Origin of the sequence: Ginsengibacter hankyongi, from assembly GCF_008710285.1 — a bacterium.
GTDB classification, from domain to species: domain Bacteria; phylum Bacteroidota; class Bacteroidia; order Chitinophagales; family Chitinophagaceae; genus Ginsengibacter; species Ginsengibacter hankyongi.
The window spans coordinates 1,784,986-1,806,899 of the sequence record NZ_VYQF01000001.1 but is presented as its reverse complement, the minus strand read 5'-3'; the positions used below and the strand labels follow the sequence as shown (position 1 = coordinate 1,806,899).

The following is a 21,914-nucleotide window of genomic DNA, read 5'->3' as shown; positions in this document are numbered from 1 at the left end:
GAACAGGATGGCTTGTTTATTTTTGTACAATGAGCAATATATCGCCTATTGGTGTTTTCGACTCGGGTTACGGAGGATTAACAGTTCTTAAAGCAATAGTTGAAAAACTACCAGCTTTTGATTATATCTATTTTGGTGATAATGCACGGGCTCCATATGGCAACCGATCTTTCGATACCGTGTACGAATACACGCTGCAATCTGTTAAGTGGTTATTTAAAAAAGGCTGTCCCTTAATAATTCTTGCATGCAATACCGCGTCAGCAAAAGCGCTAAGAACAATTCAACAGAATGATCTGCCAAAACTGGATGATAGCAAACGGGTACTGGGAGTCATCAGGCCCAGTGCAGAAATAATAGGGGATTATACTGAAACAAACCGGGTTGGGATTCTTGGAACCAATGGTACGGTGGAATCCATGTCTTATCCGCTTGAAATAGAAAAGTTCTTTCCTGAAATAAAAGTTTATCAGCATGCCTGCCCGCTTTGGGTTCCCCTGGTAGAAAACAATGAATATGCCTCACCCGGTGCAGATTATTTTATTAAAAAGGACACTGAAGAACTTTTGATTCAATCTGCTGAAATAGACACTATTTTGCTTGCATGCACGCATTATCCTTTACTGGTTGACAAGATAAAGAAATACATTCCACCAAATGTTCAATTGATTTCGCAGGGAGAAATTGTAGCAGCAAGTTTGGAAAATTATTTATTGCGCCACCCCGAAATTGAAGAAAGATGTAGTAAAAATGGCCAAATTCAATTCTATACAACCGATTCAGTCAAAGACTTTGATAAACATTCCGCTATATTTTTTGGCAAGCCGGTGAATTCAAATCATGTGGAACTGATTTCTTAAGCCATTTAAAAAATATGAAACCAGGGCTTTAAAATCTAAAATACTTTCTTACTTTTGCAGCCCTTTCACAAACAGCAGGGATGGTGCCCGGCTGGGAATTGGAACAAATTTATTAAAGGAAAAACAAAATAAAAATGCCAGGAAAAAAACGTACATATCAGCCGCATAAGCGCCGCCGTAAAAGTGTTCATGGCTTTAGAGAGCGCATGTCAACAGCAAACGGACGTAAAGTATTGGCCAGCCGCAGAAAAAAAGGGCGCCATAAGCTTACAGTTTCGGATGAACACGGAAGTAAAAAATAAATTAAACGAAAATATTTTTATGAATAGCCTCTTTGCGGGGCTATTTTTTTATTTTAGCAAAGCCAGTAATTCTTTCATTTTATTAAAATTTAATTATTCTGCCCAGACTTACATTTAAAAGGGATGAAAAGCTAAAAAGCCGGAAAGTAATTCAGCATATTTTTACGGAAGGGAAATCATTTTCTCATTTTCCGCTAAGGATAATTTATACGCAGCCCGGCAATAATTTATCGCATCTGCAGGCGGCGTTTTCAGTAAGCAGCAAAAATTTTAAGAAAGCAGTTCAAAGGAACAGGATAAAAAGAATGATGAGAGAAGCCTACCGTTTACAAAAGGAATTGCTACAAAAACATTTGCAAGAGAATCAAAAAAACCTGGTGGTTTTTATAATTTATAATGGCAATACCTTACCAGAGTTTGAAAATATTTTTGAAAAGATGGGCGTGGCTTTACAACAGTTGCTAAAAATTACTTCATCGTAGTTACTATAAGAATAAATCGGTGTAGAGTTTTCCGCCCGGTTCTATCGCATATTTTTCTAAATCGGTAATTCCTTCATTTGCCAATACCTCTTCATCTATAAAACAATTTCCGGTGCATTCAGTTGAAGATTTACTTAGAATGTAAAATGCAGCGTCAGCAATTATCTCGGGCGTGCGGCTCATTTTTATAAGCATTTCTCCGCCTAATAAATTACGAACGGCGGCTGTTGCAATGGTTGTTTTTGGCCATAGTGTATTAGCAGCTATATTATATTTTTTTAGCTCGCCGGAAAGGCCCACAGCAATCATCGTCATATTGTATTTACTCATCGTGTAGGCCAGGTGGTTAGTAAACCATTTTTTATCAAGATTTATCGGCGGTGAAAGATTTAAAATGTGCGCATTGGTGCCTTTTTTTAAGTATGGGATGCACGCCTTACTTATAAAAAAAGTTCCTTTTACATTAATATCGTGCATTAAGCCAAAAGCTTTTGGCTCCATCTGCTCAGTTTTTGTTAAGGAAATGGCTGAAGCATTATTAATTAATACGTCAATTCCTCCAAAGGTTTCAGCGGCTTTTTCAACTGCATTTTGAATCTGTTCTTCAAAGCGAATATCACATTGTATTGCCAGGGCCTTTCCACCTTCTGCTACTACTTCTTCCGCAGCGCTAAAAATAGTTCCTCCAAGTTTTGGATTTTCTTCAATGGATTTAGCTGCAATTACAATGTTGGCTCCTTCCCTTGCAAGCCTTAATGCGATTGACTTTCCAATGCCACGGGAAGCACCGGTAATAAATATTGTTTTGTTTTGAAAACTCATAAACCAGGAAATAAATGAATAGTTATAAAGTTAATGTACAGCTAATATTACAAAACGATCACTAGATTGTTTATCGATTTTAATAAAATATAATTTTTTAAATGAAGCAATTCGCGAATAATTATTTTATGATTGCAACATCTTTTACACTCCCCGTACGTTTCAATGCACCCCAACCTTGCATTTCTCCCTTAATAGCTTTATTAAAAGATTTTATAAGAATATAATACATTAACTGGCGGTAAATTAACCGTTGTGGGAGCATCCAAACAAGTTTCAGATGATTTTCCTTTTCAAAAGCAAAAGCCAGCGCCGCTCCTGCTATATCAATGAATGAAAAAATAATATAGTATAGAATAATGTGCGGAACACTTGCAACAATTACCCCGAAAGAAGCTGCAATTAAGCTAAGAACCAAAATAATATCTGCAAGAGGAGCAAGGATTGGCAATATCATTTGATAAATTAAAATATTAGGCATGGCAACCATTCCAAAATTTTTATACTTCGGATTGAATATGGTATCGCGGTGTTTCCAGAAACATTGCATAACTCCAAAGCTCCATCTGAATCTTTGTTTTAAAAATTGCCTGAATGTTTCAGGTGCTTCGGTATAAGAAATTGCAGAAGTACAATTTCTTATAATATACCCATTACGAAGGAGCCGCATAGTAAGGTCACAATCTTCAGCGAGTGTATCAGTGGTAAAGCCACCGGATACTAAAATAGCATCTTTGCGGAAAGCTCCGATAGCACCGGGAACTACCGTTATGCAATTTAAAAGATCAAAAGCCCTGCGATCAAAATTTTGTGAAGTCACATATTCAATACTCTGCCAGCGTGTGATCATATTTACCTGGTTGCCCACTTTCACATTACCTGCAACAGCCGCAACATTTTCATTATCAAATTTTTTCATTAGCTCTGTAACGGCATCTGTTTTAAGTTGCGTATCTGCGTCTATGCATACCACAAAATCAGTATTAGATTTTTGTATTCCAAAATTTAATGCAGAGGCTTTACCGCCATTTGATTTCGTATAGACCTGAACGTTAGGGGTTGTAATAAAATGTTCAGCTACTTTTGAGTAGGTATCATCTTTGCTCCCATCATCTACAAAAATAATTTCGAGCTGTGGATAGTCCTGTGCCAGCAGACTGTTTACTGTACGGATTGCATTTACTTCTTCATTATAAGCAGGGATAATAACACTCACCAACGGCCATTTATTTTTATCTACAGTAAGTAAGGGAGAAATTTCATTTGATTTAGAATCTTTTCTTTTTTGAATGCTCGCCAATACAGCCATAAGAATAATTCGCGCTACTGACAGAATAATTCCAATAACGAAAAGTGAAAATAAAATATGGCCGCTCCAGTAACCGCTTTCTGCAAGAAAGAAATTAAATTTTCTTGTCCATCCGTCGTGGGAAGATGCCACTTTTGGCATTACTTCATCTTTGGTTTTACCCATAAGATCGGCAACGGAGGTAAATTGATATCCTTGCTTTTTGAAGTAATCAATTATCCTGGGAAGTGCGTCAACAGTGGCTTGCCGGGTTTCGCCACCAGCATCATGTAATAAAATAATACTTGCATTGCCTTGCTGCACCTGGTTTATTACTCTCTGAACAATACTATCTGCACTTACGCCAACAGCCCAATCGTTAGGATCAATACTTTCATTAACGGTTAAATAATTTTCACTCCTGCTTCTTTCAATTGGGGCGAGTTCCTCGTAAGTCTGCGGCTCGGAGTCAGCATTGTAAGGAGCCCTGAACAAAATAGTAGAGTGTCCCGTTATACTTTCAATAAGAAGGCGGGTGAGCTTCATTTCAAGGTCAGCTCTTTGCAGGCTCATGTCCGCTATATTATGATGGGTAAACGTGTGATTACCTATTTCAAAGCCATCTTTAAATTCGCGTTTTAAAATTGGAATATTTTGTTCGGCGTTTATACCCACAATAAAAAAAGCTGCAGGGACTTTTTCACGTTCTAATACATCCAGAATTTTTGGAGTCCATTCTTCACTGGGACCATCATCAAAAGTGAGGATAAGCTTGTGGCCTTTTCCCACCGTTGTATCTTCTGCAAATTTTCTTATAACATATCCTGATGGGAGCTGAAGATAATTTTGTTCTGCAATCAGTTCCTCAGTGCTATCAATTTCTAAATTAATTTTTCCGGGCTGTGGCGAATACATAATGTCAAGCACCTCACCTTCACCTTCGAAACCAACATTGTCGTTTGGAATTGGAATGGTGGCAAGAGAATCGAAATTAAACGGCTGTTGTTGCAGCGAGGCATTGCTCAATTCACGGTTATAATATTTCCACATTCGCTGATCCTCGCTTCCAAGGCGCCACAATACAGTGCCCGCCGTTGGAAATTCATCGCTAAAGCGAAGTATATTGAAGATTGTAGCCGCATCAGTGAACCAAACTTCGTGGGAAGTCTTATCAACATTGCCACTTGTATCGGTTTCGTCTGAATCGTAGCTAAAATGAAGATTGTAGGAATCATTATCATAAATAATTTTAGCATTAATTGCTTTTGCTTTATTAATTACATCGTTATAAGTATAATTCTGTTCGTATTTTCCATTTGCCCAATCATACCCAAAACCACCAATGCCTAAAATTATTTTGGAAGGATCAATGCGCTCAGCCGTCCATGATACGGCATCTTCAATCCATTTTTGACTGCTAATAGGACCTGGTCCGGTAGAATTGTTCGATTGATCATATGCCATTAAAACAATATAATCATTATAGTTTGATAACTTCGGGTAATCGTAATCGTTATTCTTGGGTTCTACATCCATACTTACAAGCAATCCTCTTCCATGCAATTTTTCATATAACTTTTTCTGAAATTGAGTAAGAGGGCCATTGGTAGTTTCCGCTAATTCCTCGAAATCTATATTAATACCGCTTAATTGATAATCAGATAAAGTATCGGCGATCTGTTGTATAAGATTTTTTTGCAATACTGAATCACTTAATATTTTATGGAGAAGCTTTCCATCGAAACCTTTAGCTATAGATCTAAAGTTGGAAAGTATCGGCATAATACGTAATTGTTTCTGCTTCATTAAAACGAGACCAGCACTATCTATTCTTGTTTGAAGTCGGTAGGTAAGAGTATCGATGAAAAACCATTCGGGAAAAATGGTATTAAGTTTATCAGCATTTTTTTTCAAATCAGGAAGAGAAGTATTTGCTGCCCAGGGAGTATAAAAAGCAGCCCTTATAACAGGAAGAGAATTAGCTTTTGATGCAGATTTGTTCCTGGCTCTTTTTAAAGAATCTGATTTTATTTTTTTTACTAAGAAATCCTTAAAGCCTTTATATTTTTTATTCTGTGCATTTTTTAAAATGAGCGGATTTGTTGGGTCAAGTGTTGTTTGATACTCCTTGGCCTTTGCCTGCATATTTGGCAAACTGGGCTGCGATCCACTATATAATGCAATCCCGAGCACCACAAAAAAGAAAATCGCTATAATTAAGAGTACCCTGGTTGTCCATTTAACGCTTTTCCAGCGTGTTGGCTTGTTCGTTTGAAAAATTTGCTGGGTATTATTATTCATAAAAGCTCAAAATGATAAAATAATCAACAGCTTTTGAAGCAAGGAAAGTTATTGACATCTTTTGGATTGCAAAGATAGATGTAAGATTATCTAAATTCGATCAAGTATAATTTATAGTAACTACTTAACAAATATTTCTAAAAAAAGAAAGGCCCCTGTAGAAACAGGGGCCGTTTACCAAAACTAACTGCTTATGAGAAAATTGACTTTTAAACTTTATGCTGATTATATTTCAAATCACATGCCAAAGATAAGACCACTTTTGTTAATAAATTTATAAGACATCGTTGATAGAAACAGATTAGATGAAATTGACGAAAAATTAACTTTGAAACCGTTTATTTCTGCTGTACCAATTTTTCTGAATTTTCTGCGAACTGAAGTGCGTCAATAAATTCCTGGAGCTCACCATTTAGTACATTATCCAGGTTATAAACCGTTAACCCGATGCGATGGTCTGTAACACGCCCCTGTGGATAGTTGTAGGTTCTTATCTTGGCTGAACGATCACCCGTGCTTACGAGGCTTTTGCGATGGCGAGAAATTTCATCTTCCTGCCTGCGTACTTCTTCTTCGTATAATTTGGTACGAAGCATTTGCATAGCTTTTTCCCGGTTACCCAGCTGGCTTCTCTCCGTCTGGCAAATAATCACAATTCCTGTAGGAATATGTGTCAGCATCACTTTAGTTTCTACTTTATTTACATTTTGACCCCCAGCACCCCCACTCCGGGATGTTTCCATTTTCACGTCACTTTCTTTTAAGTCAACATCAACTTCTTCAGCCTCGGGCATAACGGCCACAGTGGCAGCACTTGTATGCACCCGGCCACTAGCTTCTGTATCCGGCACACGTTGCACCCGGTGAACGCCGCTTTCAAATTTTAATGTGCCGTAAACGTCGTCCCCGGTTACTTCTATTTGCACTTCTTTATAGCCTCCCACTGTTCCTTCGCTTTCGCTAAGTAATGTTGTTTTCCAGCCTTTAGATTCACAATATTTCAAATACATTCTCATAAGGTTGCCGGCAAATAGTGATGCTTCATCCCCACCTGTACCTGCTCTTATTTCCAGGATTGCATTTTTTTCATCCTGTGGGTCTTTAGGAATAAGCATATTTCTAATTTGCTTTTCATATTCCTCTTTTTTTGCAAGTAAATCATCAATTTCTTGTTTTGCAAGGTCTTTCATTTCACTATCGTCACTGTTCATCATTTCTTTATTAAACTCAATATCATCAAGTACTTTGGCATATTCGTTCCTTACATCTACAATCTTTTCCAGGCTGCGGTATTCTTTACTTAACTGCTTATACTTCCGGTTATCGTTTACAATTTCAGGATTAGAAAGCGCCACACCTAATTCTTCGAACCGTGCTTTTATACCTTCGAGTTTATCTAACATTTTTATATGAATTTATAACTGCAATGCAGGTTATCTTTGATTTACGGGAGGCAAAATTAACTTATTAGTTTTTTACATGAGTTATCGAAAATTTAAAGCAGATTATTTATTTACAGGAAATGAGTTATTGGGTACAAATCATGTATTAGTAACTGATACCGAAGGGACTATTTTGGATGTGATAGCCGAAAATGCAGCAGGATTGGGCATCGAAGAGATAACGGGTATTCTCTCGCCAGGTTTTGTAAATGCCCATTGCCACCTGGAATTGTCTCATTTAGAAAACGTAATTCCAGAAAAAACAGGCCTTGTAGATTTTGTATTTAAAGTGGTTACGGGAAGACATTTTAATGAAAATGAAATCCTGGATTCTATTAAGATAGCAGAAGATGAAATGTTGCAATGTGGCATAGTGGCAGTTGGCGATATCTGTAATAATACTCTCTCTCTTTTGCAAAAAAACGATAATAGGATTCGGTATTATAATTTTATTGAGGTAAGTGGCTGGCATCCCGCGGTTGCTGGTACCAGATTTGAAAAAAGCAAATTATACTACGATGAATTTATTCAAAAAAATCAAAAAGCATCTTTAATTCCTCATGCACCTTATTCTGTTTCTAAAAATCTGTGGGGAAAAATTACCCCCTTTTTTACCCAAAATGTGGTAAGTATTCACAACCAGGAAACCCAAAATGAGGACGATTTTTTTTTAAAAGGAACAGGCAGTTTAGTGGACATGTATAAAATGATGAAGATTGATAATTCATTTTACCAACCTCAAAAAGTGAGGAGCCTGCAAACATATTTTAAAAATTTTTCAGAGGCATCTTCAGTTATTTTGGTACACAATACTTTTACAGAGCAGGAAGATTTAAATTATATAAATAAAGAAAAAACTCAGGATCAACTGGTATCTTTTTGCGTTTGCGCAAATGCAAATCTCTATATAGAAAACACACTACCTCCAGTTGAAATGCTTTGGAAAAATGAATGCAATATTGTAATCGGAACGGATAGCCTTGCATCAAATCACCAGCTCAATATACTGGAAGAATTAAAAACGATTTCAAAAAATTTATCCAATATTCCTATTGAAACATTATTGCAATGGGCAACAATAAATGGGGCAAAAGCTTTGCAAATGGAAAATGAATTAGGAAGTTTTGAAAAGGGTAAACAACCGGGTGTTGTTATTATCGAAAATGTTATTGATAAAAAGCTTACTCCAAACTCTGTTGCTAAAAGAATCTTATAAAATACATTACCCTAATAATTCGTGTAGTACAGGAAGTGTTTTCATTGCGCCAAAATCTGCAATATGAAACATGTAATAATTTTCAAGACCAGATAAAATGGTTTTACGAATATTTTTATTGAGTTTTATTTCTTTCAGTTCTGACGGATGCAAAACTTTTAATAATTGCGAGAAATGATAGCTTACATCTGTTTCTAAAAAATTATCATTTGCCAAAGATTTATTGGTAAAATTCCCTTCGCTGACATTAAAATAATTTCGTTCATCAGAATAATTATCCTGTATACTCAACCCAAAGAACTGCGCCAGTTGTGTTGCAAAAAAAATTGGAAAATTAGCAACCACTTCATTTTCGGCAATATCAAGCTGCATAAATGCATCTTCACAAAAATGAAAAAGATCTGCATTGGTTTCCGGTTGTTTAAGACATTTTTGCAAAAGTTCTACCATATAAAGTGCAACCGAATTTTTGGTAACGTCACTTAAAATATTTTTATACAGATAATTCCATTTCAGTTCCTTTATGCGTTGTAAATTTTTTAATTCATTATGATAAACCTGGATTTCAAGAATGGACGATGACTGAAAAAAATGCGCTTTTGAATTTTTACTTTGAGTACGTACCCCGTTCACTATGTAAGATTGAATACCGAAGAGCTCTGTGAAGATCGCTGCAATAACCGATGTTTCACCGTATTTTATGGTGCGAAGTACAATGCCTTTAGTAGCGTGGATCATTTATAAGTTGATAAGTTGACGGGTTAACTGACGAATTTACCAATAAACTTATCAACCAGTTAACTTTTATATCCCAAAAACTTATCTGTAATTTCACGGGTTATGCACACATTAAAGAAATCTCTTGGGCAGCATTTTTTAAAAGATGAAAAAGTTGTACAAAGAATAATTGCAGAACTGCAAAAAAATAGTTTTAAAAATTTACTCGAGGTTGGCCCGGGTGGAGGTGCACTTACAAAATATTTAATTAAAATTCCAGGAATAAACTTTAGAGCCGTTGAGTTAGATGAAGAAAAAGTAACATTCCTTTTGAAACAATTTCCCTCTCTTAAAGGAAACATTATTCATCAAAGTTTTCTTACAATAGATCGTCCTTTTGATGAACCGTTTACCGTTATTGGGAATTTTCCCTATAATATTTCCACACAAATTTTGTTTAAAGTATTAGAATGGAAAGAATATGTACCCGTTGTAATTGGTATGTTTCAAAAAGAAGTTGCAGAAAGAGCAGCGGCAAAAGAAGGCAGTAAAATATATGGAGTCTTAAGCGTACTTCTTCAATATTATTACGACGTTGAATATTTATTCTCCGTAGGAAATGAAAGCTTTACGCCACAGCCAAAAGTTCAAAGTGGAGTGATTCGATTAACAAGAAATAAATACCAGTTCCCTGTAAAAAGTGAAAGAGCTTTTTGGGTTTTGGTAAAAACTGCGTTTAACCAACGACGTAAGACTTTAAGAAACGGAGTTAAAAGTTTGTTTTCAAAAGAAATTCTTAATGATGATCTGTTTAATCGCCGGGCTGAGACTTTGAGTGTTGAAGAATTTGCAGCGCTTACGTTTAAAATGAGCTGATGGAGAATATGAAAAGTATTATCATCATGGTTTTTATGTCTGAATGCATAGCATCCTGCTATTCGCCAAGATATGTTTACAGCCCATCTACACAAAATATCCCCTCGCTGCATAGAAAAAATGATCTTGAGTTTTCCGGTTTTTATTCAGGATCCATAAATGCTTTTAAAGAAAAGGGAAACAATGTTAGCGGGTTTGATCTGCATGCCGCATGGGCATTTAGCGATCACCTTGGCGCGATGCTCAATGAAAGTTTTCGTTGGGAAAAAAATGGTGGTAATGATAGTTTCTTCCCCGCTGACAGTTCGTTATTATCTTATAAAAGAAATTTTACTGAATTGGGAGTCGGGTATTTTACAAACGCGAGGTATAATGAGAAAATGCAGTTCCAGTTATTTGGCGGAGTTGCGTTTGGTACCTCAAATATTAATGATGATTATATTTCAAACAGCGTACCCATGAGTAAGTATCATAACAGTAACATAACAAAAATTTTTATTCAGCCCGCGATTATCTATAGCCCTGTAAAAAATTTTTCGGGAGCACTTGTATCCCGGCTTACTGAAATTGTATTTACGCATATTCATACCAACTACACTCCGATAGAATTGGATAATTATATCTTGGATAGCCTTACAGTCTCTCCTGTTTTTTTTTGGGAACCTGCCGTGAGTTATACTTTTGATTTTAAAAAATTTCCGGTTAAATTGAGAATACAGGGTTCGATATCCATTTTATTAAATCATCGTTTTGTTGAACACAGAACCGGAAATTTGGGTTTAGGAATTGTCGCCGATATTTCTAAAAAGAGAATAAAAATAACCTCTTCTAAAAGCTAACAACCGTTATTTTTTCCTTTCCTTTAGTTGTAATTTTACAACTGAACCATTACGATTTTATAAAATGAAATTCAAAGTATGGCAAATGAAAAAGCGATAGGTTCTGTAAGGATTGTTACCGCAGCTTCGTTATTTGATGGGCATGATGCTGCAATAAATATTATGAGACGCATCATGCAAAGCAAGGGTGCAGAAATTATTCATCTTGGCCACAACAGGAGCGTTCACGAAATAGTTGAATGTGCAATTGAAGAAGATGCGCAAGGCATCGCCGTTACCAGTTACCAGGGTGGCCATCTTGAATTTTTTAAATACATGAAAGACCTGCTGGATGAAAATGGCTGCGGCCATGTTAAAATTTTTGGTGGTGGTGGTGGAACAATTTTGCCTAATGAAATTGAAGAGTTGCAGGCATACGGTATTACAAAAATCTATTCCCCTGACGACGGACGGCATATGGGACTTGAAGGAATGATAGAAGATGTTGTGAAAAAATGCCAGTTAGATAAATCACCAGCTAAAATTAAACCATCAACTAGTAATGGCCATAATGGAAAATTTGCACTCGATGAATGGAGAGATATAAAAAAAATTGCGACTTCTATTACATTAGCGGAAAATGAACAGCCGTTTAAACACATATTGAATGGTCACAAAAATTCTTCAGAAACAAAAGTTATAACCACGCCCGTTCTTGGTATAACTGGCACAGGCGGTGCCGGCAAATCCTCCGTCACCGATGAAATAGTTCGTCGTTTTTTAAATAATTATCTTGATAAAACTATTGCGGTTATCTCTGTTGATCCATCAAGAAAAAAAACCGGCGGTGCATTATTGGGAGATCGTATTCGTATGAATTCTATCCATCATCCGCGGGCGTATATGCGGTCGCTTGCAACACGTGAAAATGATAAAGCGCTAAGTAATCATGTGCAGGAAGCAATTGATATTTGTAAGGCTGCCGGCTACGATTTTATAATCCTCGAAAGTGCAGGTGTTGGACAAAGTGATGCATCAATTTTGGAATATTGTGATGTGAGCATGTATGTAATGACACCAGAATACGGCGCTGCATCACAACTTGAAAAGATCAATATGCTTGATTATGCAGATATAGTTTGCCTGAACAAATTCGACAAAGCCGGGGCATTGGATGCATTGCATGATATAAAAAAACAATACAAGCGCAATCATGGATTATGGGAAGCAAACGATAATCAACTCCCTGTTATAGGAACTGTTGCTTCTGTATTTAATGATCCGGGTTGTAATGAATTGTTTAATAAAATAATTGAAATTGTTGATAAAAAAACTGGTAACATTTTTAAAAAATATAATGCCCCAAAAATTAGTGGCGGAATAAGTGAGCCTGTAATTCCTGCAAAGAGAGTCAGGTATCTGGCAGAGATTGCTGATGAAATAACAAATTATAACCGGGTCGCTGAAGAGCAGGCTGAACTCGCATCCCAACTATACCGTCTAATTGGAGCTTCAAAAATTATTGATAAAGAAAAATCAGCTGACAATGAGGAAATTAATAATGCAACAAAAGTTATTGAAGAGGTTGCGATAACTATTAATAAGAAATTATTATCCTTATCAAAGAAATTAATTGATGAATGGGAAGACTTAAAAGCTTCTTACAAAAAAGATTTTTTTGAATATGATGTAAGAGGTAAGGTTATTAAACAGCCTTTATATTTTGAATCTCTTTCGCATACAAAAATTCCCAAAATTGCTGTGCCCCGTTTTAAAGATTGGGGAGATATTTTGCGTTGGAGATTCCAGGAAAATTTCCCGGGCAAATTTCCTTACACAGCAGGAGTGTTCCCATTGAAGCGGCAGGAAGAAGATCCAACACGAATGTTTGCGGGCGAAGGCGGCCCTGAAAGAACCAATCGGCGGTTTCATTATGTAAGTTTAGGACAGCCTGCAAAGCGCCTCAGCACTGCATTTGATAGCGTGACATTGTATGGGGAAGATCCTGATGTTCGTCCTGATATTTATGGCAAAGTAGGGAACAGTGGTGTGAGCATTGCTTCAGTTGATGATGCTAAAAAGTTGTATAGTGGCTTTGATCTTTGTGACCCTAAAACATCCGTAAGCATGACTATTAATGGCCCTGCACCAATGTTGCTTGCATTTTTTTTGAATGCAGCAATTGACCAGCAATGTGAAAAATATATAATTGAGAATAACTTACGGGATAGTGTAAACGAAATTATTGAATCTAAATTTACTCCTGACTTATTACCAAAATATACCGGGATTAACGGAGAAGAGATACGTCCTGAAAAAGGACAAATGACGGGACATTTGCCAAAAGGCAATAATGGCCTGGGATTAAGACTTTTGGGTTTGTCAGGAGAATATGTTTTGGGTAAAGAAATTTATGAGCAAATAAAAGCTAAAGCTTTATCCACAGTTCGGGGCACGGTTCAGGCTGATATTTTAAAAGAAGACCAGGCCCAGAATACCTGCATTTTTTCTACTGAATTTGCTTTGAAATTAATGGGCGATGTGCAGCAATATTTTATTGAAAAGAAAGTAAGAAACTTTTATTCTGTTTCTATAAGCGGCTACCATATTGCTGAAGCTGGTGCCAACCCTATAACTCAGCTTGCATTTACGCTTTCCAATGGATTTACTTATGTAGAATATTACCTGAGCCGTGGAATGAACATCGATGATTTCGCCCCAAATCTTTCATTCTTTTTCAGTAATGGAATGGATGCCGAGTATAGTGTAATAGGACGTGTCGCACGTCGCATCTGGGCAAAAGCGATGAAGTATAAATATCACGCAAATGAACGTTCACAAAAATTAAAATATCATATACAAACAAGTGGCCGCAGCCTTCATGCACAAGAAATAGATTTCAACGATATAAGAACAACATTGCAGGCATTGTATGCTATTTATGATAATTGCAACAGCCTTCATACGAATGCTTATGACGAGGCAATTACAACTCCTACCGAAGAAAGCGTGAGGCGTGCAATGGCAATTCAATTAATTATCAACCGCGAATTAGGAACCGCTAAAAATGAAAATCCAAACCAGGGAAGTTTTTTGATTGAAGAACTTACTGACCTTGTTGAAGAGGCCGTTATGACTGAGTTTAACCGAATATCAGAAAGGGGCGGCGTATTGGGCGCAATGGAGCGCATGTACCAACGCAATAAAATCCAGGAAGAGAGTTTATACTATGAAACGCTGAAACATACAGGCGAATTTCCAATCGTTGGCGTAAATACTTTTCTCAATAAGGCAGGCTCGCCTACCGTACTACCGGCAGAGGTTATACGCAGTACTAATGAAGAAAAAGATTTGCAGATCAATAATTTGAAATCGTTTCATGAGCGGCATAAAAAGGAAAGCAACAAAATGCTGCAGCGCCTGCAGGAAGTTGCTATTAATAATGGAAACCTTTTTGAAGAATTGATGGAAACAGTAAAATATTGTTCATTGGGCCAGATAACACATGCACTTTATGAAGTGGGCGGGCAGTATAGGAGGAATATGTAGTAAATAGAAAAGCACCGCTAAGGGCCGGTGCTTGCAAAAAATATTTTACCATTTAGTGTTAATGAAGTTTCCTGGTGTATTCATCTAATCTTACAATTTTTCCGTCCTTCAATTTAAGGTCGTTTATATAATCTGCCGAGTCCTTATTGCCTTTTGCATCTTCCCATTTTTGCCTGTACCAAAGCGTAACCCATTCATCTTTTTTATCTTTAGAAATAACCGATTCCCAGTCATCCATTTTTACTTCCATGCTTTTGTATCCGTTTCTCCATGAGGTAAACATGGCTTTAAGATTATCTGCCGGCATTGTTTTATCCAATCCGTCAAATTGAATGTGTATAGAATCACCAAAATATTTCATAGATTCCTCAACATTCCCATTTTCAAAAGCTTTAAGTGCGCTCAACGCAATCATTGTATTTGCTGTATTTCCCATATCCCAATTGTCAGGATGATCGATAGTGTAAGGATAGTTCGTCACAGTAGTTGAAGTCGTTGCGGTGGTAGAGTCTTTTGTTGCTTCTTTCGACTCTGTTCCCTGGTTGCTGCAGGAAGAAAATGCAAATCCTGCCAGGAAAAATAAGAACAATTTTTTCATACATAATTTTTTAGAAATGATAAATAAAGGTGAATCGCCGGAAAGCAACCTTGTGTGTAGCAGGAGGCGAACAAGATAATCAATTGAAAGTTGAAATGCAAAGAATTATCAAAGGGCGCTATTTAAAAAAATGATTAGTACTGTTTAAAATAAATGCTTATTTATTTTTACAAAAAAACACGATGAGAATTACTCTTTTATTTTTTATTATTATTGTCCTGATATTTTCCTGCTCTTCCAACAAATACGCAGCCACTAACAGGACATATAAAAAGCAGGCAAAAGCCTTTGGAAAGATAATAAGCAGAACACCTGTAAAAGATAGCTTTATAAATCAGTCTTCATGGGTAGGAACTACCAATTTTGGGCTGAGGAAACCCAACTTTGTAATTATACATCATACTGCTCAAAACAGTTGTGAGCAAACCCTCCAAACATTTACATTGCCACGCACACAGGTGAGCGCACATTATGTAATTTGTAAAGACGGAACTGTTCATCACATGCTGAATGATTACCTGCGCGCATGGCAAGCCGGTATAAGCTCCTGGGGAAATGATAAAGACATCAATTCTTCTTCAATTGGTATTGAGCTCGACAATAACGGCTTTGATTCGTTTCCACCTGCACAAATTAACAGCTTACTAACGGTTTTGGCTACTCTAAAAAAATTATATAATATTCCCACAGCTAATTTTATCGGGCATGAGGATATAGCGCCTACACGAAAGAATGATCCTAACGTTACGTTCCCATGGCAGCTTCTTTCACAAAACGGTTATGGTTTGTGGTACGATGACACTACCAACATTTCTGTACCTGAAAATTTTAATAGCCTGCAGGCATTAAGAATTATAGGGTATTCTGTTAAAGACAGCGCTGCCGCTATTGAGGCTTTCAAACGTCATTTTGAAAAGCAGGATAGTAGCAGAGTTCTTTTTGATAACGATCAAAAAATTTTATATAACCTGATGATGAAGTACGAATAAACCATAACAAAAAAGACCCTTTCAATTTGGAAAGGGCTTTTAATTTGTGATAACCAGGAAGTGGATTAATTAAAAGATTGTTTTTTCGTGAACGCCTTCTGCTATTTCTTCCAATAATTTTTTATTGAATGCATCGAGGTCTTTCGGGCTGCGGCTTGTAATCAACCCTTCATCTACTACCACTTCTTTATCTTCCCAATTAACGCCTGCATTTTCCAAATCGGTTTTTAAAGAAGGGAATGAAGTCATTCTTTTTCCTTTTATCATATCCGTTTCAATTAATAATTGAGGTCCGTGACAAATTGCAGCAACTGGCTTCCCTGAATTGAGAAATTCTTTTGCAAACTGGATACAGTCTTCATTGATCCTCATTTTATCAGGATTAATTACGCCACCAGGTATCACCAACGCATCATAATCCTCAGGGTTGGCTTTAGATACTTCTACGTTAACCGGTACCTCTATCGACCAGTGATCGTGTTTCCATCCTTTTACCTTTCCCTTTTGGGGAGATACAATATCTACCTGTATGCCGGCGTCTTCCATTGCTTTTTTGGGGCTTGTTAGTTCAACTTCTTCAAATCCATTTTCGGTTAAAATAGCTACCCGTTTTGATTGTAAGTTTTTCATGACTATACTATTTTTATTAAAAGTTTATTTATTTATTTTTCAAACACAATAGGAATTTGATTCCCTGGTTCATTCATAAAATTCATTGAGTTATTTATTATTAAACAACAAATATGCCTTTTGTTATTCATCGTGCGCTTCCGGATTTTTTGGAAAAACTGTGGTTTTTTGGCAACAAACTTTTTTGAACGTTACTTTACCAATTATTGTTTAAAATATTGATGCACCTCTACGTTATAGATAAAACCTCAGAAAAAGAATTCTTAAAAGTTCCGTTAATCATTTATAAAAATGATCCCAATTTTATTCGGCCGCTTGATAAGGATGTAAAAGATGTTTTTGACCAAAAAAAAATAAGGCATTCCGTTTCGGGAGCTGTATCCGCTGGGTTTTAAAAGATGATGATGGTAATCTTATTGGGCGTATTGCCGCGTTTGTAAATAAAAAATATAAGAATAAAGGTGATGAACAAAGAACCGGGGGCATTGGCTTTTTTGAATGCGTTAATAACCAGGAAGCTGCTGATATGTTGTTTGACGTTGCTAAAAGCTGGCTTATGCAACAGGGTATGGAAGCAATGGATGGCCCTATAAATTTTGGCGAGCGTGACCGTTGGTGGGGTTTAGTGGTAGAAGGCTTTAAACCGCCAATCTATTTAATGAATTATAACCTACCTTACTACGTTGAGCTTTTTGAGAATTATGGATTTAGAAATTTTTACAACCAAATATGCTGGCATCTTTTTGTGCAAACCCAACTTAATGAAAAATTTTTTGAACAGGATGAAAAATATAAGTCAAATCCGGAATACAAAACCATTCACCTCAGGAAAAATCAATTAAAAAAATTTTCGACAGATTTTAGCATTATATATAACCAAGCGTGGGCAAAGCACGAAGGCAATAAACAATTAAGTAAGGAGGTTGCTTATAAAATGTTTAAAACAATGAAGCCTGTGATCGATGAACACCTTATCTGGTTTGTATATCATAAGAATGAGCCCGTTGCTTTTTGGGTTAACTTGCCTGAGCTAAACCAAATATTTAAACATCTTAATGGGAAGTTTAATTTTTTTGCGAAGCTTAAATATTTATGGTTGAAGAAAAGAGGCATCTGCAATAAATTTACCGGGATTGTTTTTGGCGTAATACCTCAATACCAGGGCCAGGGGATCGATTATTATATGATTGTTGAAGGCGCAAGAGTTATCCAGGCAGATAAACAGTACAATGAGTTGGAACTTCAATGGCAGGGAGATTTTAATCCAAGGATTTTAAATATTTCTAAAAACATTGGCGCCACACAAAGCCGGAGGCTTGCCACTTATCGCTATATTTTCGACAGGAGTAAAGAATTTCACAGGCATCCAGTCTTAAGTTAAAAATTTTTTTCTCATTCCTGAGATTACACCTTAAATTTTATCGCTACTAAAATTGTAAATTTGCCCTCTTCATTATGGATAAATTTATTGTTTCAGCCAGGAAATACAGACCTCAAAACTTTAATACAGTTATAGGGCAATCGCATATAACCACCACTCTTAAAAATGCCATCAAAAATAACCAGCTTGCCCATGCGTTTTTGTTTTGTGGTCCACGTGGCGTGGGTAAAACAACCTGCGCAAGAATTCTTGCAAAAACAATAAACTGTGAGAACAAAACTCCTGACGGAGAGGCCTGTAACACCTGCAACTCCTGCGTTTCGTTTGATAATGGAACATCACTAAATATTCATGAACTGGATGCTGCCAGTAATAATTCTGTTGATGATATAAGAACACTTGTTGAACAAATAAGGTTTGCACCGCAGGCCGGCAAATATAAAGTGTACATAGTAGATGAGGTACACATGTTAAGTACGTCGGCTTTCAATGCATTTCTTAAAACGCTGGAAGAACCACCGCCTTTTGCAATTTTTATTTTAGCTACCACCGAAAAACATAAGATACTTCCCACGATTCTTTCCCGTTGCCAGATTTTTGATTTCAAAAGAATTACCAACCAGGATACGGTAGATCATCTTCGTGAAATTTGTGAAAAAGAGAATATAAATGCAGATGATACTGCATTGCATGTAATTGCTCAAAAAAGTGAAGGATGTCTTAGAGACGCTCTAAGTATCCTTGATAAGATAGTAAGCTTTACAAACGGAGAACTCACCTATGCTAATACGTTAGAACATTTAAATATCCTGGATGAAGATTATTATTTCAGGTTTATGGATGCGATGCAAAACCAAAGCATTAGCGATGCCATTTTGTTATATGATGAAATAAACCGCAAAGGTTTTGAAGGAGATCTTGTATTGAATGGCTTTGCAGAATTTATAAGAAACCTGTTGGTAAGTAAAGATCCAAAAGTGGCTATGTTACTCGAAGTTTCTGAGGGATTTAAGCAACGCTATCTGGATGTGGCGCTGAAAGCCAATGCTTCCCTTTTATTAAGTGCTTTAAATATTTTAAATGAAGCTGAAATAAATTACAGGCAGGCAAGAAATAAGCGGTTACACGTAGAGCTTACTTTAATAAAGCTTTGCTATATAGAACAAGCAATTGAACTGGTAAATGAAGGTGATCATCTGAATAAAAAAAAGCAGGTTGAGAGCATGAAGCCTGTTGCCTTTAAAGCGCTAACTCCTATTGCGTTTAAAGAAAAAGCTCCACAAGGTAATAAGGTTAGTGAAAATATCCGAGCTGCTTCAGGAAATAAAAAAAATAATATACAAACACCGGAGGATAAGGCGAAACTAATAATTGAGGAAAAATTAGTTAAGCCAATAATTCCCAAAGCTTCTGCAGATCATACCCGGGTTGCTAACGGTCGTACACACACGAAAATAGGAAGACTGGAAAAAATCCAGGAGCAGGTAGCGCTTGAAAACAAGCAAAATGAAAATAATATTAAAGAACTTAACGAGGAAGAGCTGTATGTTGCCTGGGGACTTTATATCGAAGAGCTCCGTAAAAAGAATAATCATTCCGGTGTAACAAATTTTAAATCTGCCAAACTTGGTATTGTTGATAATAATTGTATCGAGATAATAACCGATAATAATATTCAACAAAAATTTATTGAAACAGAACGGGCAGCACTTATAGAGCACCTGCAAGCTCATTTTAATAACCGTTTTTTAACTTATAAGGTTATTGTTATTGAAAATGAAAACAAAGTTGTATTAGAAAAGCCTCTTACCACAAAGGATCAGTACTTAAAAATTATTGAAGAATATCCTTTGATAAAACAATTGAAAGACAGGCTTGGCCTGCAACTTGATTATTAATCAATCCTTTTTAGCTATTACTGTTAATTAAATAAAATGTACACAATTTTAGGAGCGGGTGGCACGGTCGCGAATGAATTTTCAAAAGTGCTTTCTCAAAATAATGTTGCGCATACTTTAGTGGGCAGAAATCCAAAATCTATTAACGGAGCTTTCACCAAATCAGCAGATCTTACCAATGCAACTGAAACCGATGAAGCTGTGAAAGGCTCATCAATAGTGCTTTTGTGCCCCGGTTTGCAATATGATATTAGAATATGGAATGAAAAATGGTCTGCTATTATGACCAATGCAATTAATGCCTGTAAAAAGCATAATGCAAAACTCATTTTTTTCGACAATGTATATATGCTCGGAAAAGTTACTGGTGCGATGACGGAAGCAACACCTTACAATCCGGTAAGTAAAAAAGGAGAGTTACGTGCGAAAATCGCGACTCAATTAATGGAGGAAGCCAAAGCGGGAAATTTAACAGCAATGATTGCGAGAGCTGCAGATTTTTACGGTCCAAATTGCAGCACGAGTTTTTTAAATTTATTGGTTTTTGATAAAATGGCTAAAGGCAAAAAAGCCCAATGGATGGTTAATGATAAGGTGCTTCACTCTTTTACGTTTACCCCCGATTGCGGCAAGGCGCTATGGATGCTTTCCCAAAATGAAAATGCGTGGAATCAAATATGGCACATGCCAACGGCTGCACCGGCACTAACGGGAAGAGAAATTATTTCTTTGGCTTCTAGAATTTTTAATGCGCCCGATAAACACTTTATTATTGGTAAAGGAATGATTGCAATGTTGGGAATTTTTATGCGGTTGATGTATGAAATGAAAGAGATGCTTTATCAATATGATTCAGATTATATTTTTGATTCTGCTAAATTTAATAGAGCATTTAATTTTCAACCCACAACTTACAAAGCCGGATTTGAAATTATTGCAGCTACTTATAAATAAAGAACCTTATTCTATCTCAGCCTTTCTCGCTTCTATTTCGTATTTATTATTGTAATAACCATGACGGATGCTTTCCCATAAATATTTTATGATGAAAAGAAGTCTTCCATGTTTTTCGAATTGTTGCAGATGACAAATTTCATGCTTTACCCATTTTTCATTCTGTAAGAATTGCTGCCTGGATACATGGTATAGATGAATGGTGCTGCCAATAACAATAGCAGCATTTTCAGATTGTAATTTTTTTGCTGCGAGTTTTGCTATCCATGAATTTTCTCTGATGTTTAAGTTCATCTTGCAAAATTTATAGTAGCGGGGATGATTTAACGAAGCACTTTCAAGATCTCTTCACTGTGAATTTTTGATTTTGGCTTCTTAAATATTTTTTCGATGATGCCGTTTTCATCAATCAAAAATGTGGTGCGGTGTAATCCCATGTACTTTCGTCCGTATAGATTTTTTTCGCCCCAAACGCCATATTTATCAATAATCTTTTTATCAGGATCAGCAAGAAGTGTAAAAGGGAGCTTATATTTTTCTTCAAATTTTTTGTGCTTCTTTTCATCATCGGGGCTAACGCCTAAAACCACCAGGCCTTTCTTTTGAAGCACTGAATAATTATCACGAAGATTACATGCCTCAATGGTACACGTTGGCGTATCGTCCTCAGGATAAAAATAGAGAACCACTTTTTTACCTTTAAACTCCGCAAGGGAAACTGTGTTCCCGTTTTGATCTTTTGCTTTAAATGCGGGAGCTTTTTCCCCTTCTGCCAGTTGAGTCATTATTAT

The 21,914-nt window shown here is 36.4% G+C and carries 19 protein-coding genes; 11 read left to right on the top strand and 8 right to left on the bottom strand.

From position 1 onward, the window contains the following. Positions 1 to 29 precede the first annotated feature (29 nt). The 3 genes from murI to rnpA all read left to right on the top strand — a co-directional run bounded on the left by murI (position 30) and on the right by rnpA (position 1,644). Positions 30 to 860 (top strand): glutamate racemase, encoded by an 831-nt coding sequence (gene murI, locus FW778_RS07600; RefSeq protein ID WP_150413999.1) that lies wholly within the window; start codon positions 30 to 32, stop codon positions 858 to 860. A gap of 134 nt (positions 861 to 994) precedes the next feature. After that, positions 995 to 1,162, top strand: a complete 168-nt coding sequence (gene rpmH / locus FW778_RS07595) for a 50S ribosomal protein L34 (RefSeq protein ID WP_150413998.1) — start codon at positions 995 to 997, stop codon at positions 1,160 to 1,162. A gap of 92 nt (positions 1,163 to 1,254) precedes the next feature. Then, a complete protein-coding gene (gene rnpA / locus FW778_RS07590) occupies positions 1,255 to 1,644 on the top strand; it encodes a ribonuclease P protein component (RefSeq protein WP_150413997.1) in 390 nt (129 codons plus the stop codon). A gap of 3 nt (positions 1,645 to 1,647) precedes the next feature. On the opposite strand, the gene FW778_RS07585 is transcribed toward rnpA, so the two are convergent. From FW778_RS07585 to prfA, 3 genes are all read right to left on the bottom strand, one after another. Next, the gene (locus FW778_RS07585) at positions 1,648 to 2,466 is read right to left on the bottom strand and encodes an SDR family oxidoreductase (RefSeq protein ID WP_150413996.1); all 819 of its coding nucleotides are present in this window, start codon (positions 2,464 to 2,466) and stop codon (positions 1,648 to 1,650) included. Between the two features lie 121 nt (positions 2,467 to 2,587). Next, positions 2,588 to 6,055 carry a glycosyltransferase gene (locus FW778_RS07580; protein WP_150413995.1) on the bottom strand — a complete coding sequence of 1,156 codons (3,468 nt, stop codon included), beginning with the start codon at positions 6,053 to 6,055 and terminating at the stop codon, positions 2,588 to 2,590. A gap of 338 nt (positions 6,056 to 6,393) precedes the next feature. Further along, entirely contained in the window at positions 6,394 to 7,458 is a 1,065-nt protein-coding gene (prfA, locus tag FW778_RS07575) for a peptide chain release factor 1 (protein ID WP_150413994.1), read from the bottom strand. Between the two features lie 76 nt (positions 7,459 to 7,534). Here prfA and FW778_RS07570 point away from each other — a divergent pair, with 76 nt between their 5' ends. Then, a complete protein-coding gene (locus FW778_RS07570) occupies positions 7,535 to 8,713 on the top strand; it encodes an amidohydrolase family protein (RefSeq protein ID WP_150413993.1) in 1,179 nt (392 codons plus the stop codon). A gap of 6 nt (positions 8,714 to 8,719) precedes the next feature. Here the strand turns inward: FW778_RS07570 and recO are convergent, their stop codons facing one another. Further along, positions 8,720 to 9,451, bottom strand: a complete 732-nt coding sequence (gene recO, locus FW778_RS07565) for a DNA repair protein RecO (RefSeq protein WP_150413992.1) — start codon at positions 9,449 to 9,451, stop codon at positions 8,720 to 8,722. 102 nt (positions 9,452 to 9,553) lie between these two features. Here recO and rsmA point away from each other — a divergent pair, with 102 nt between their 5' ends. The 3 genes from rsmA to FW778_RS07550 all read left to right on the top strand — a co-directional run bounded on the left by rsmA (position 9,554) and on the right by FW778_RS07550 (position 14,673). Further along, positions 9,554 to 10,306: a 16S rRNA (adenine(1518)-N(6)/adenine(1519)-N(6))-dimethyltransferase RsmA gene (gene rsmA, locus FW778_RS07560; RefSeq protein WP_150413991.1), complete on the top strand. Its 753-nt coding sequence runs from the start codon at positions 9,554 to 9,556 to the stop codon at positions 10,304 to 10,306. Next, a complete protein-coding gene (locus FW778_RS07555) occupies positions 10,306 to 11,145 on the top strand; it encodes a hypothetical protein (RefSeq protein ID WP_150413990.1) in 840 nt (279 codons plus the stop codon). Before rsmA ends, FW778_RS07555 begins: the two co-directional genes overlap by 1 nt. 78 nt (positions 11,146 to 11,223) lie before the next feature. After that, the gene (locus FW778_RS07550) at positions 11,224 to 14,673 is read left to right on the top strand and encodes a methylmalonyl-CoA mutase family protein (protein ID WP_150413989.1); all 3,450 of its coding nucleotides are present in this window, start codon (positions 11,224 to 11,226) and stop codon (positions 14,671 to 14,673) included. A 58-nt stretch (positions 14,674 to 14,731) separates the two neighbouring features. Here FW778_RS07550 and FW778_RS07545 read toward each other — a convergent pair whose 3' ends face one another. After that, positions 14,732 to 15,271: a nuclear transport factor 2-like protein gene (locus tag FW778_RS07545; protein WP_150413988.1), complete on the bottom strand. Its 540-nt coding sequence runs from the start codon at positions 15,269 to 15,271 to the stop codon at positions 14,732 to 14,734. Positions 15,272 to 15,453: 182 nt separating this feature from the next. Here FW778_RS07545 and FW778_RS07540 point away from each other — a divergent pair, with 182 nt between their 5' ends. After that, complete coding sequence (locus tag FW778_RS07540) at positions 15,454 to 16,260, top strand: N-acetylmuramoyl-L-alanine amidase (protein ID WP_150413987.1); 807 nt, start codon at positions 15,454 to 15,456, stop codon at positions 16,258 to 16,260. A gap of 69 nt (positions 16,261 to 16,329) precedes the next feature. Here FW778_RS07540 and FW778_RS07535 read toward each other — a convergent pair whose 3' ends face one another. Further along, a complete protein-coding gene (locus FW778_RS07535; RefSeq protein ID WP_150413986.1) occupies positions 16,330 to 16,890 on the bottom strand; it encodes a type 1 glutamine amidotransferase domain-containing protein in 561 nt (186 codons plus the stop codon). A gap of 556 nt (positions 16,891 to 17,446) precedes the next feature. Here FW778_RS07535 and FW778_RS07530 point away from each other — a divergent pair. The 3 genes from FW778_RS07530 to FW778_RS07520 all read left to right on the top strand — a co-directional run bounded on the left by FW778_RS07530 (position 17,447) and on the right by FW778_RS07520 (position 21,123). Further along, on the top strand, positions 17,447 to 18,271 hold the full coding sequence (locus tag FW778_RS07530) for a hypothetical protein (protein ID WP_235906134.1): 825 nt from the start codon (positions 17,447 to 17,449) through the stop codon (positions 18,269 to 18,271). A gap of 74 nt (positions 18,272 to 18,345) precedes the next feature. Next, the gene (locus FW778_RS07525) at positions 18,346 to 20,169 is read left to right on the top strand and encodes a DNA polymerase III subunit gamma/tau (protein WP_150413985.1); all 1,824 of its coding nucleotides are present in this window, start codon (positions 18,346 to 18,348) and stop codon (positions 20,167 to 20,169) included. 36 nt (positions 20,170 to 20,205) lie between these two features. Beyond that, positions 20,206 to 21,123: an NAD-dependent epimerase/dehydratase family protein gene (locus FW778_RS07520; RefSeq protein ID WP_150413984.1), complete on the top strand. Its 918-nt coding sequence runs from the start codon at positions 20,206 to 20,208 to the stop codon at positions 21,121 to 21,123. Positions 21,124 to 21,129: 6 nt separating this feature from the next. On the opposite strand, the gene FW778_RS07515 is transcribed toward FW778_RS07520, so the two are convergent. After that, complete coding sequence (locus tag FW778_RS07515; protein WP_150413983.1) at positions 21,130 to 21,417, bottom strand: DUF4157 domain-containing protein; 288 nt, start codon at positions 21,415 to 21,417, stop codon at positions 21,130 to 21,132. A 29-nt stretch (positions 21,418 to 21,446) separates the two neighbouring features. Then, a complete protein-coding gene (bcp, locus tag FW778_RS07510) occupies positions 21,447 to 21,908 on the bottom strand; it encodes a thioredoxin-dependent thiol peroxidase (protein ID WP_150413982.1) in 462 nt (153 codons plus the stop codon). Positions 21,909 to 21,914 lie beyond the last annotated feature (6 nt).

Coding starts and splice junctions, on each gene's coding strand:
- murI (WP_150413999.1), top strand. CDS start 30: ATGAGCAATATATCGCCTATTGGTGTTTTCGACTCGGGTTACGGAGGA.
- rpmH (WP_150413998.1), top strand. CDS start 995: ATGCCAGGAAAAAAACGTACATATCAGCCGCATAAGCGCCGCCGTAAA.
- FW778_RS07585 (WP_150413996.1), bottom strand. CDS start 2,466: ATGAGTTTTCAAAACAAAACAATATTTATTACCGGTGCTTCCCGTGGC.
- FW778_RS07580 (WP_150413995.1), bottom strand. CDS start 6,055: ATGAATAATAATACCCAGCAAATTTTTCAAACGAACAAGCCAACACGC.
- prfA (WP_150413994.1), bottom strand. CDS start 7,458: ATGTTAGATAAACTCGAAGGTATAAAAGCACGGTTCGAAGAATTAGGT.
- FW778_RS07570 (WP_150413993.1), top strand. CDS start 7,535: ATGAGTTATCGAAAATTTAAAGCAGATTATTTATTTACAGGAAATGAG.
- recO (WP_150413992.1), bottom strand. CDS start 9,451: ATGATCCACGCTACTAAAGGCATTGTACTTCGCACCATAAAATACGGT.
- rsmA (WP_150413991.1), top strand. CDS start 9,554: ATGCACACATTAAAGAAATCTCTTGGGCAGCATTTTTTAAAAGATGAA.
- FW778_RS07555 (WP_150413990.1), top strand. CDS start 10,306: ATGGAGAATATGAAAAGTATTATCATCATGGTTTTTATGTCTGAATGC.
- FW778_RS07550 (WP_150413989.1), top strand. CDS start 11,224: ATGGCAAATGAAAAAGCGATAGGTTCTGTAAGGATTGTTACCGCAGCT.
- FW778_RS07545 (WP_150413988.1), bottom strand. CDS start 15,271: ATGAAAAAATTGTTCTTATTTTTCCTGGCAGGATTTGCATTTTCTTCC.
- FW778_RS07540 (WP_150413987.1), top strand. CDS start 15,454: ATGAGAATTACTCTTTTATTTTTTATTATTATTGTCCTGATATTTTCC.
- FW778_RS07535 (WP_150413986.1), bottom strand. CDS start 16,890: ATGAAAAACTTACAATCAAAACGGGTAGCTATTTTAACCGAAAATGGA.
- FW778_RS07530 (WP_235906134.1), top strand. CDS start 17,447: ATGCAACAGGGTATGGAAGCAATGGATGGCCCTATAAATTTTGGCGAG.
- FW778_RS07525 (WP_150413985.1), top strand. CDS start 18,346: ATGGATAAATTTATTGTTTCAGCCAGGAAATACAGACCTCAAAACTTT.
- FW778_RS07520 (WP_150413984.1), top strand. CDS start 20,206: ATGTACACAATTTTAGGAGCGGGTGGCACGGTCGCGAATGAATTTTCA.
- FW778_RS07515 (WP_150413983.1), bottom strand. CDS start 21,417: ATGAACTTAAACATCAGAGAAAATTCATGGATAGCAAAACTCGCAGCA.
- bcp (WP_150413982.1), bottom strand. CDS start 21,908: ATGACTCAACTGGCAGAAGGGGAAAAAGCTCCCGCATTTAAAGCAAAA.